Here is a 12658-nt window from a genome sequence, read left to right as displayed (position 1 = left end):
TTCAAGGCGAATGAAGTCATTAACGTACATGGAGAAAGGATTGTTTAGCCCATGGCGCATAAAGAACAACGCAGCAGGAGCAAACGGAGTTACATCCTCATGGGTGTAGCCCTGGTTGCCCTGCTGGCAGGAGGAGGAATTGTTATCAATCATTTTGCCAATGAATCATCCAAAACACTTGTATTCCAAGAGGAACCGGTACGTCTGAAGCTGGATCAGTCCTATGATCATTTTGAAGGCTGGGGCACATCACTCGCCTGGTGGGCCAACGATCTTGGCGGATGGAAGGATCAGGCGAAGGTTAGTGAAGTGATGGATCTGGTCTTTGACCCGGAGAAAGGATTAGGTCTGAACATCGTTCGTTACAATATTGGCGGTGAGGAAAATCCGGAGATGAAAGCCCTTCGTCCCGGTGGGGACGTACCCGGCTTCCAGCCTGAACCTGGAGAGTGGGACTGGGAGGCCGATGCAGGCCAGCGTGCTGTATTACAAGGCTCGATGGAGCGCGGGGTCAACATTGCCGAAGCATTCTCCAATTCACCACCCTACTGGATGACGATTAGTGGATCGGTCACTGGAGCCGTGGATGGCGGCAATAACCTGCGTGAAGACCAGTATGATGCGTTCGCCGATTATCTGACGGAAGTTGTGAAACATTATCGGGATGAGTGGGGGATTACTTTCCGCACCCTGAATCCGCTCAATGAACCTTCCTCCGACTGGTGGAAGAAAGGAAATATGCAGGAAGGCAGTCATTTTACCAATGAGAAGCAGGCCGAGATTATCAAGAAAGTCGCTGCATCGCTGAAGAGCAAAGGGTTGGATGGAACCGTCATTAGTGCCGCAGACGATAACAGCATTGATGAGACGGTGTTCAATTTCAATCTCTATGACCAGGACACACTGGACGTAATCCAGCAGATCAATACCCATTCTTATAATGGTAGCAAAATGGAAGAGCTGCGTACGCTGGCAGAAGGCCATGGCAAGAAGCTGTGGATGTCCGAGTACGGAACAGGCGGCAGCGAGCCGCACAGTCATGAGGACATGACCTCAGTGCAGGAACTCGCAGAGCGGATCATGTTCGATCTGAAAATCATGCAGCCATCCGCCTGGGTATACTGGCAGGCCGTTGAAGATGAAGGCGCCAATAATAACTGGGGCTTCATTCACGCCAATTTTAACGGAGAAGAGCAGTATGAGATGACCAAACAGTACTATGGCATGGCCCAGTTTACGAAGTTCATTCGTCCTGGCGCAACGATTATTCCAACGGATGATGGTCGCACGTTGGCTGCCTATGACGCAGAACGTCAACGACTGGTGCTGGTGATTCGTAATGAATTGTCAGCTGGAACAACGGCGTTTGAACTGGAAGGGTATGCGTATGGAAAATCATCCACCGCGCAGGTGTATCAGACTTCACCGGATCGGAACATGGAGCAGCTTGAAGACATTCCGGTGTATGCCAACGGACTTGAAGTGCCTACGGCCGACAATTCCATCACAACAGTTGTACTGGAAGGCGTAACGTTGCAGGCGAAGTAATAACTGCGATAGGAAGGTTATTCTGTCATCGTAGTCCCAGTGTAAATGGTCATTTAGTTCAACGGATTTGTTTTGCCTTATATTTTTAAAAAAGTCATGGGACATATGAAACTATATAACTTGAATTAAACAGTTACACCAAACGGAGAGGACAGAAAAAAACTGAAGAAGCGAAGCGCTCGCCTACAAACTTTCTGCAAGAAAGCTACATCGGAAGCATACGCTATCCCCGGATTTTCCCCTTTGAGAAAAGAAAATCAAAAAATCTGGGGATAACAGCGATCGGAAGGTTATTCTGTCATCGAAGGGCGCAGTGTAAATAAGCTTTAGTTCAATTTATATAAAATACAGAGAAGGAGGGGATATCTTTGACAGAGAACACATCCCTTTTGCTTGAGGAACAGGAGAAGAACATCGCCAGGGCTGAGAATGGTGTTCAATCCGAATTAACATATGATGCACGCAGTTTTTTCCTGAACGGAGAGCGTGTATTTCTGAACAGTGCCACGATCCATTATTTCCGTATGCCGAAGGAGGAATGGCGTGAGGTTCTGCTGAAGGCGAAGCTGGCAGGCATGAACTGTATCGACACCTACTTTGCGTGGAACGTACATGAACCGGAAGAAGGACAGTGGTCCTTTGAAGGGGACAACGATTGTGGGGCTTTTCTGGATCTGTGCGCAGAACTGGGCATGTGGGTCATCGCGCGTCCGGGTCCGTTTATCTGTGCGGAATGGGATTTTGGCGGTTTTCCATACTGGCTTGGTACGAAGGACGGCGTGAAATTCCGGGAGAATAATGAGACGTATCTGCACTATGTGAATTTGTATTTTGACCGGATTGTGCCGATTATTCGGGAGCGCCAGTTATCTGCCGGGGGCACGGTCATTCTCGTTCAAGTGGAGAATGAGTATGAGTACCTGATGGATGACGCCGCCGCAAGTGAACATATGATTACGCTGAGGGATGGATTGTTGCAACGTGGCATTGACGCTACGCTGATTACATGCGTTGGCGGGGCGGAAGGCACGATTGAAGGGGCTAATTTCTGGTCGGGTGCTGACGGGCATTATGAGAAACTTCGAGCCAAACAGCCGGACACCCCGAAGATGGTCACGGAATTCTGGACCGGATGGTTCGAGAATTGGGGAGGGCCTTCGGCTATTCAGAAGACGGCGCCTTTGCTGGAGCGACGCATCATGGAGATTCTGCGTGCCGGGTATACCGGAATCAGCTATTACATGTTCTACGGCGGCACGAACTTTGGTGGATATGGCGGAAGAACGATGGGTAGCAGTGACATTTTCATGATTACGTCTTATGACTATGATGCACCGCTAAACGAATATGGTCGGGTGACACCGAAATATGCGGTAACCAAAAATCTGTCTTACTTCGTCCATGCTTTCGGGGCCTTTCTGATGGAAACAGAGGAAATTCCAGAAGAACAGATCGTTGTACGTCATCCTGAAGGCTTATCTGTACGAGGCAGACAGGCGGACAACCAGAAGATTTGGTTCTTGGAGAGTCACAAGGATGAACGCGAGACGATGCACATTACGCTTGAAGAAGGGCGTACTCTTCCCGTATCGCTGAATCCGGGACAGATTGTTCCATTGCTGGATCGAGTACAGATTGCGGACCAGGTATACCTGACTGCGGGCACGATGATTACAGGCAATGAAATGATCAACGGAGAATTGAACCTGTTCATCGTGGCCCCAGCAGGCCAGCGTTCCATAGTTGAATTGGAAGCGGTGGACTTGAACGTCATGGACAGTTCGGTGCAAGTGCTGGTCGAGCATGATTCAGCAAGGAACGTACACCGCTTCGACCTGTTCCATTTCCAGGAGCCGGGAATGATCCAACTGGAAGCAAACGGCACACCGATCCGTTTCGTCATTCTGGATCAAGAGATGATGAATCGAACATGGCGATTGGAAGCAACCAATCAGAAGGGACTACGTTATGCAATCGGGTTCGATGACGTGGACGTGTTGCCATCGGGTCAGGTGAAGGGCATGATTACGGATTCGGATCGCACGATTACGCTGCTTGGTGACTGGACAGATGGAGAACGGACATTAACAGGTCACGAATTCTTTGCCAGCGAGGAGTCTATTGCAGATATACAGCAGCAGCTTGCGTGGAGATCACCGAGTGCGCCGACGTTATCTGCTTCGCCTGAGCTGTCTCGTATTACGTTAACTGCGAAGCAACGCTCGGCGAGTGGACAACCGGAAGACTTTTCCCGGTATGGACAAGATTTTGGTTATCTATTGTACGAATGCGATTTCGAGAGTGCAACCGAAGGGATGACCAGTCTCATTTTGCCAGATATTCAGGATACCGCCAGGATTATTGTCAATGGAGTACAACAGGTACTGGTTCGTCAGGTAGGTGCCGCAGGAGTTCAGTTGCAAGTAGTCCAAGGGAAGAACACACTTCAGATTCTGGTGCAGCATATGGGCAGATTGAACTTCTCTCCGTATTTGGGTGAGAGCAAAGGTCTGGCTGGTGCGGTGTATCTGGGTGGCCAGGTTCAGGATATTCGTCGCGATTGGCATATGGAGAGTGGACTTGTGCATCTCGATGAGGTGAACGCTATACATGGGGCGCCACTTCTGAGCAGAAGCTTTAAGCTGGATGGCATGGATCGGGCGATACTGGTGGGTGCCTTGAGCAAAGGTCTTCGTATCAATGGCATCGAAGTTCCGATGGAGGGATATCAGGATTGGTTTGCCTTCCAGACACTAGACATTTCCTTGTATATCAAGCCCGGAGAGACGAATACACTGGAAATGCCGTATAGCCGTTCCTCACTGAACCGACTGGAACTGATCACGTATCCAAGTCAGGGAGAACTGAAGGATTGGCGTATGGCAGGAACGGATGCCTTACTTCCGGAACAATGGGAGAGCACTGAAACAGGGCAAGAACTGGCTCAACTTAGCGTACAGGGGTCAATCCTGCGTACGGCACAGTCTGGTGTCGCCAAAAGTGGCAATGGGAATGCCAACCCGGTGACCTATACCTCAGACGGTGGAGGCTCAAGTGCTGCGGTGGGCGAGAAGTCTCAGCCCACATCTAATGCTCCTCAAGCACAAGGCTTGCATGGTCAGCCTGTCTGGTACCGCTGGCATTTCACCAAGCCTGTAGTATCCGAGCATCATAAGGTGAACTTGATGCTTCGTCTGACCGGAATGAGCAAAGGAACCATTCACCTGAATGGCCATCATCTGGGCCGTTACTGGCAGATTGGTCCACAAGAGGATTACAAGATCCCGGTAGCATGGTTACAGGAAGAGAATGAATTACTTTTGTTCGATGAAGAAGGCAGAACACCAACACATGCACGTTTCCTGCTGGATGCATTATCCCGTTATCCGTGGGTTATGGTGGAGTAGTTCATGTATTAGTCGGTAGTTGTCTTACCCATATCGGACTATGGCGGAGAACGATAATTGAACCGGAAGAGTTCAAGTTGGAGCATTTTTTAGAGATGTAAATTAGGTCGAGAAAGCAGCATCACATACCGCATAATTTTACCTTTTTATCGCAACCATACCACCTCATTTTCTTAGCCCAATTTACCTGAGTTTGTGAGTCATCTGATTCAGTCCTCTGAGTGAATTAGGCTAAGGGAATTGGGGAACTATGGTTTTCAGATTTTTACAATAAGCGAGATAAACATTGCAACTTTAATCTTGTAACCGTTTACATACAAAATGATTGTTCATCCATGATCTGTGAAGGGAGTGATGCTTCATGTAATTGGAATTTGAACAGTAGTCCGTAAGATATGTTAAGTCTAATTCATTATTTCATTCGATCATGGATAAGGAGATGACCTGATGTTAACGAAGAGGAAAGACAGAGCAAGAGGACCCAGCGTTTTCAAGGCTGGAATGATCCTTCTGCTTGGAACATTGCTTCTATTAACAATGTTATTCCCCAATACAGCGAGAGCGGCGACAAGTGTCTATACCATATCAGCTTTTACGAACACAAGTGAGTCCAATATGTATATCTACGAATCCTATAATGCAACACATTATGGTTTGCTAAAAGGGCCAGCCTATACACCTCCGGCCAATCTGATTCGCGATCCCAGCATCATGAAACACACCGATGGTCTGTATTACGTCGTCTACACCACGAATTGGTCGGGTAACACCATAGGCATCGCTTCCAGCCCCGACAAAGTGAACTGGACATTTGTTCGTAACATTACCTTATCCACACCTGCCACAATCGCACACACCTGGGCACCGGAATGGTTCAAAGACAGCAACGGCAGTCTGAACGTTATCGTGTCCCTCTCACCAGGCAACTATGAGAATTTCAAACCTTATGTCATTACCGCTTCAGGCAGCAATTTAGCATCTACCTCATGGTCTGCACCTACTGAACTGGCAGGCATTGCTCCTAATTATATCGACACTTTTATTGTGAAGACAGGTTCTACCTATCATGCTTTTACCAAAAATGAGACCACCAAATACATCGAATATGCGACTTCCACTTCGCTAAAGGGTCCTTATACTTTCAAAGGTACAGGAGATTGGGCAGGTTGGGGATCTTGGGTTGAAGGCCCCGCGCTTGTTCAGCTGGATAATGGCTCCTGGCGAATCTACTTTGACGGCTATGCGACACAAAAATATTACTACAGCGACTCTGCTGACAATTTCCAGACTTGGAGTACCAAGCAAGAAATTGCAGGTCTTACCGGACTGGTCCGACATATGACCGTATTGAAAGAGTCAGGACAGCCGGGTGATATCCGCAAGTTGGAGTCATTCAATGTACCGGGCAGCTTCATTCGTCATTACAACTATCAGGCACGGATCGATACCAGTGTTAGTCCGGCGGAAGATGCACAATTCCGTATTGTTCCCGGGCTGGCGAATGCAACAGGCATTTCGTTTGAGTCCATGAATTATCCGGGTTATTTCCTGCGCAATACTAATGGCAACATTACACTCGTGAAAAATGACGGCAGCGCTACCTTCCGAAATGACGCCACGTTCAAACGTGTCAATGGACTTGCTAACACCAGTTGGACATCGTATGCCTCGTTTAGTAACCCGAACCTGTATCTGAGACATTACAACAATATGCTGAAATTAGAAGCTGTCGTTACTGCCCTCGATAAGTCAGACGCGACCTTCCGAGAAGTTGCACAGTAATGGGTGTTCGTTTTCTAAAAAATCACAAGGAGTGAAGTGGATGAAGTGGTTAAAACGAATGAGCTCGCTGCTGCTGGCAGGAAGTCTGCTAACAAGTAGTCTGGGACTAGGTTCAGAAGTGTCTGCTGCTGGAGCATACACGGCTGTTGCCGATCCATCGAAGCAATATCAGACGATGGAAGGATGGGGAACATCCCTCGCGTGGTGGGGCAAAGTGATTGGAGAATATTCCAATCGGGATGAGTATGTAGAGAAAATGTTCAACGCGAATACCGGACTGGGGCTGAACATCCTGCGGTATAACATTGGAGGCGGGGATAATCCATCTTCCAATATCCTTGAATATCGCAAAGCCGTTCCTGGTTATCAGCCTTCTCCCGGCGTGTATGACTGGAATGCAGATGCAAACCAACGATATATGCTGCAAGCTGCCAAAGCGCAAGGCGTAAATATCATCGAAGCTTTTGCCAATTCCGCACCTTACTGGATGACGATCAGTGGCAATGTATCCGGTTCGGCGAGTGGTGGAAACAACCTCAAGCCCGATTACTATGATGATTTTGCCGATTACTTAACCGAGGTTGTGAAGCATTTTCGGGATAACTGGGGAATCACATTTGATAGTGTAACTCCACTGAATGAACCGATCTCAACGTGGTGGAAGCAGGGCAACGACCAGGAGGGCATGCACTTTGACCGGGCGGATCAGAACACCATTCTGAGTCAGCTACAAGCTTCTTTGAATGCGAAGGGCCTGTCCACGAAGCTGAGCGCACCGGAAGAATACAGTATCGATGATACCAATGTGTCGTTCAACAGCTACAGCAATGCGGTTAAATCAGCGATTACTCAAATCAATACCCATACGTATGGTGGAAGCAATCGTACGGCTTTGCGCAACACAGCGACTTCTGCGGGCAAACATCTGTGGACCTCGGAATATGGCGATGGGGATGCAAGTGGACTTACGATGTCACGTACCATCCTCAAGGATATTCGCAATATGGGCGCAAGTGGATGGGTATATTGGCAAGCCGTGGATAGTGCTGACGGATGGGGATTCTTCAAGAACGTGTTGAACAATACGCAAACGACCAGCTACACCGTGAACCAAAAATATTATGTCATGGGCAACTACAGCAAATTTATTCGTCCCGGATACAAGATTATCGGCATGAGTGATGCCAACACCCTTGCGGCTTATGATGCAGCTTCCGGCAAAGTCGTGTTGGTCACGACCAATTCGGAATCGACGGATACAACGGTAACCTATGATCTCAGTCGTTTTACGAACACAGGCGCGTCTGCTCAGGTATATCGGACCTCTTCGACTGAGAAGTTGCAGCAACTGACCAATATTTCGGTGCAAAACAAAACCTTTACGGCTACGGCCAAGGCTAACTCGGTCACAACTTACGTCATTTCCGGTGCATCTTATAATGGGGGTACAGGATATGAAGCCGGCGCCATCTACAAATTAATCAACCGCAACAGCGGACTTGCACTTGATGTAAACGGTGCTTCTACTACGGGTGGGGCAACGATCATTCAGTGGAATGATAACGGAGCAGCCAACCAACAATGGAAGCTGGAGTCAGCTGGTAATGGATATTACAACATCCGTAATGTAGGCAGCGGGCTCTTGTTAGACGTGAATTCGAGTTCCACACAAGGTGGAGCCGCTCTGATTCAGTGGCAGGATAACGGGGGCAACAATCAGCAATGGCTGCCCATTGATGTGGGAGGATATGTGGTGCTTGCGAATCGTAACAGCGGCCTGACGGTGGATATCAATCAAGGGTCTCTGACCGCAGGTGCCTCTACCATTCAGTGGGCCGACAATGGCGGAGCCAATCAGCAATGGAGACTCGTCAAAGTGAATTAGACTTGTGGTCATGAAATAACGTTCTTATGTATCCTTCTTTCTTGGAGGTGCAGTGTCCTAAGTAACACTGTATCCTCCAGGAAAGTAGCTAGTTTATACATATATATGTTCATTCACCTGACTTGTACTAACGAAAGCGGGATAGGGCGAACCTGCTGATATCCTGATCCGTGTGCCCCGTTTGCACCAAATCGGATAATATTTGCCCAATGGCACTTGCGAACTTGAAGCCATGACCGGAGAAACCGCCTGCCAGCCACACATGTTCATGGGCAGGGTGTCGGTCGATTATAAAATCTTCATCCGAAGTGAATTCATACTTGCATACACTGCCACGCTTCAACTCCCCAGCTGCTTGCGGCATATGAAGCTCAAGCAATCTTCGAAGATCACCCTCATCAGACTCTTCCGTACCAAAAGGTGCCATTGTACTTCCAGGTGTCCACACCTGACCCGTATCATGACGCCCCATCTTCAGTCCTGATCCGCCAATGCTTGGGAATCCATAATATATACCTTCTTTTCCTGCCAGTGTAAAACCGGGGAAGTGTGCTTCGCCATACAAGGCTTCAGGTGCATCAAACCATCCAACCGTTTTACGTACAGCCTGAATCGGGAGATCCACGAAGGGCTTCAACGTCTGGAACCAGGCACCAGCGCTTAGGATGATGTGATTTGCATGGTATGTCTCACCACTCGAAGTTTGAACTGCAACGGAATGTGGTCCGCATTCAATATGTTCTACGCGAGTATGCGTTAACAAGGTTGCACCATGAGACTCGGCTGCCTTGCGAAAGGCACGAATACAGGGTTCACTATATAAATAACCTGCATCAGGCTCATACATGCCCTCGTAATGTTCAGGTACGGTAATCCCTGGCCAGCGTTTCATCACCTCGGCTGCATGCAATATTTCATAACGAATGCCTGCATCATCTGCATGGCTCAACCGGTTGTGGAAGGAATGAATCTCCGGATCAACCATATTCAGTACACCCGATGGAACAAACAGTGGATCGCCAGTCGTTTCCTCCAGCTCATGCCATAACTTCTGCGCAAGCAATGCCATAGCGATATAGTCAGGCCCACCACTATACACATGGCGCATCAGTCGTGTATCTCCGTGATGACTTCCTTCCGTATGCGGAGGATCAAAGGCATCTATTAATAGGGTTTTGCATCCACTGCGCGATAGATAGTATCCTGCACTCATGCCCATGGAACCGGCTCCAACGATAATAACGTCATATGATGATGTGATGATGGCACGTCCTCTCCTATGTATCCTTTTCTACAGTAATGCCTTAATAGAATATATTAATCGTAAAAGCTAGATGGTGGCAAGTGTAGTAAAATGGACTTCTACAATGGATGTTGCAAAGGAGACCAAGTATGAGTGAGCAATTCAGTTTTGATCTATTTCCATTAATTCAGACAGAACGATTCATCCTCCGGTCGGCAGAGGCTAGGGACAACCATGATCTGCTCGCGTTATATTCGGATGAAGCTGTGGTTCAATATATGCCATTTACTCCTTTTGAATCCTTGGAGGATGCACAGGGTGAGATGAAATGGTATATGAAGATTTTTAAGGAACACACGGGCTTACGTTGGATGATTGAAGACCGTGAAACTCGTAAAGTGATCGGAACCTGTGGGTTCCTGAACTATGAAGATGTACATAACCGTGCTGAGATCGGATACGACTTGTGCTCCTCTTTCTGGGGTCGCGGAGTCATGACGGAAGTGGCCCATGCCGTGTTACATTTTGGATTCACTCATATGCAACTCAATAAGATCGAAGCTAAGGTTGAACCGGAGAACGAGGCATCAATTCGCCTGCTACACAAGCTTGGTTTTCAGAAGGAAGGTTTGCTTCGGCAGCATGAGTTCGAGAAAGGCAGATATATTGACCTTGCGGTGTTCTCCAAGTTACGAAGCGAAATATAGGCAAGATAGCCCACAAGGATTCCAATGACACCATCTCATTCCAGAGCCGTAAGGCTTGTCCCTCTGAATGAGCCCGTGCTATATTGGAGAGATGTGAGGAGATGAGGATATGAAGCTGGTGTCCTGGAATGTGAATGGTTTAAGGGCATGTGTGACCAAAGGATTTATGGATTATTATCAGGAGAGTCAGGCGGATATTTTCTGCCTTCAGGAGACCAAATTACAAGCCGGACAGATTGAGATGGAGCTGGGGGAAGACGTTTATCAATATTGGAATTATGCGATTAAAAAAGGTTATTCCGGTACGGCCGTATTTAGCCGAATCAAGCCGATATCCGTTCGTTACGGGATGGAGGAGGACAGCGAGCCAGAAGGCCGGATGATTACGCTGGAGTACGATGAGTTTTATCTGGTGAACGTGTATACACCAAATGCCAAGCGGGATCTCACCCGGCTGCCCTATCGTCTGGAATGGGAGGACCGATTCCGGGGTTATATTCTGCAACTGGAGCAGATCAAACCGGTTATCGTCTGTGGTGACCTGAATGTGGCTCATCAGGAGATCGATCTGAAGAATCCAAAGCCCAATCTGGGCAATTCCGGCTTTACCCTTGAAGAGCGTGGCAAGATGACCGATTTGCTTGCTTCCGGGTATGTGGACAGCTTCCGGCATCTGTATCCGGATCGTACGGATGTGTACAGTTGGTGGTCTTATATGCCGAAAGTCAGAGAACGGAACGTGGGCTGGCGCATTGATTATTTTCTCGTATCCAATCAATTGGCACCCAAGGTGGCGGATGCACATATCGACTGCCATGTGATGGGCAGTGATCATTGCCCCGTGGGTCTTACATTGCAACTATAGGTAAGAATTAGCGTGAGATGGATGAGGTATGAATTTTAGAATACAAGGTTAGATGACTGCAAGTTTCCTAGATGGGAGATTTGCAGTTTTTTTGGCGTTACGGGTAGGGGATTGAAACTGGACTTTGGTTGGGGAAAGGACTGGACTCTGGATTGTTTCAATCCTGCTATTTCTTGGGTACGATTGAAGCATACATATATAGATGAACCTTTGGGATAAGGGGTAGAGAAGATGAAGAAGGGGTTACGGAGAGGGTTAAAGGTGCTGGGAGGCATGATGCTTGCCACAGGACTTATACTGCTGGCAGGTACAGCGTATGAAGCGTATCAATCCACGCAGGATATGAAGTCTTATCCCCCGCCAGGCAAGTATTATGAAGTGAGTGGTCGCAACATGCATCTCTACACCGCTGGCAGAGGAGAAGTTACGGTGGTTTTTGCCTCAGGCTGGGGTACACCCAATCCGTACGTGGATTTCAGTCCGTTGTATGACAAGTTGAAATCCAAGGTGAAAATTGCGGTATACGATCGGTTTGGGTACGGGTACAGCGACTATACGAATGAACCTCGTGATGTCGATACCATCTCGGAAGAGATCCACCAATTGCTGCGAACATCCGGACAACGTCCACCTTACATCATGGTAGGTCACTCTCTGGGTTCCTTGGAGACACTCCGGTTTGCGCAAAGATACCCTGATGAGGTGGCTGGCATGGTCATGATCGATGGAGGCAGTCCTGAATATTACAGTACGGTGGAGATGGATACGCCCGAATGGTATTTTGCTTCAGCTCGATTCCTGGTGAAAACAGGCGTAGCGCGTACACTGCTTCATTCGGATCGGATGATGGCAACGCTGGTCATTGACCCGAAGTTGGTTTCTACCCCAATGAAAAAAGCCGCCACCATTTCTACACTGAAGCATGCTTACAATGATAACGTCATGGATGAGATGCGTCACGCCAAGATCAATGCATCACGTGTGCTGGAGAACAAAAAGCAATTTTCTTTTCCACTGACAATCCTGACGGCCGGATCAGATCAACCAAGGAAGGGGAGCCGGGCATGGCAAGCAGATCAAGCAAAATTTGCTTCATGGTCCAAACAAGGAAACCAGCGGCTTGTTCCTGACGCCGAGCATTATATTCATAACAGTCAGCCGGATCTTGTCGCTGCCGAAATCATGAAATTAGTAACAACGTCGAGTGACCTATGAGTAACA

General features: G+C 48.2%; 8 protein-coding genes. 7 read left to right on the top strand and 1 reads right to left on the bottom strand.

Annotated features, from left to right (window positions below):
- Window positions 1–51 precede the first annotated feature (51 nt).
- The 4 genes from NLBNIHML_RS09510 (at window position 52) to NLBNIHML_RS09495 (ending at window position 8622) form a co-directional block, all read left to right on the top strand.
- Window positions 52–1548 carry a glycoside hydrolase family 30 protein gene (locus NLBNIHML_RS09510; protein ID WP_494354248.1) on the top strand — a complete coding sequence of 499 codons (1497 nt, stop codon included), beginning with the start codon at window positions 52–54 and terminating at the stop codon, window positions 1546–1548.
- Window positions 1549–1916: 368 nt separating this feature from the next.
- Entirely contained in the window at window positions 1917–4955 is a 3039-nt protein-coding gene (locus NLBNIHML_RS09505) for a beta-galactosidase (protein WP_494354247.1), read from the top strand.
- Window positions 4956–5402: 447 nt separating this feature from the next.
- Window positions 5403–6737, top strand: coding sequence for an AbfB domain-containing protein (locus tag NLBNIHML_RS09500; protein ID WP_494354246.1), 1335 nt, complete (start codon window positions 5403–5405; stop codon window positions 6735–6737).
- A 40-nt stretch (window positions 6738–6777) separates the two neighbouring features.
- On the top strand, window positions 6778–8622 hold the full coding sequence (locus tag NLBNIHML_RS09495; protein ID WP_494354245.1) for an RICIN domain-containing protein: 1845 nt from the start codon (window positions 6778–6780) through the stop codon (window positions 8620–8622).
- Between the two features lie 127 nt (window positions 8623–8749).
- Here the strand turns inward: NLBNIHML_RS09495 and solA are convergent, their stop codons facing one another.
- Window positions 8750–9841 (bottom strand): N-methyl-L-tryptophan oxidase, encoded by a 1092-nt coding sequence (gene solA / locus NLBNIHML_RS09490; protein WP_494354244.1) that lies wholly within the window; start codon window positions 9839–9841, stop codon window positions 8750–8752.
- A 173-nt stretch (window positions 9842–10014) separates the two neighbouring features.
- Here solA and NLBNIHML_RS09485 point away from each other — a divergent pair, with 173 nt between their 5' ends.
- From NLBNIHML_RS09485 to NLBNIHML_RS09475, 3 genes are all read left to right on the top strand, one after another.
- A complete protein-coding gene (locus NLBNIHML_RS09485) occupies window positions 10015–10572 on the top strand; it encodes a GNAT family N-acetyltransferase (protein ID WP_494354243.1) in 558 nt (185 codons plus the stop codon).
- Window positions 10573–10681: 109 nt separating this feature from the next.
- Entirely contained in the window at window positions 10682–11437 is a 756-nt protein-coding gene (locus NLBNIHML_RS09480; protein ID WP_494354242.1) for an exodeoxyribonuclease III, read from the top strand.
- 231 nt (window positions 11438–11668) lie between these two features.
- Window positions 11669–12652: an alpha/beta fold hydrolase gene (locus NLBNIHML_RS09475; RefSeq protein WP_494354241.1), complete on the top strand. Its 984-nt coding sequence runs from the start codon at window positions 11669–11671 to the stop codon at window positions 12650–12652.
- The last annotated feature ends 6 nt before the right edge of the window (window positions 12653–12658 follow it).

The sequence above is a fragment of the Paenibacillus sp. JNU01 genome (genome assembly GCF_059130585.1).
Note: the sequence above shows the minus strand (reverse complement) of the source record. Positions and strands in the feature narration are given on the sequence as shown.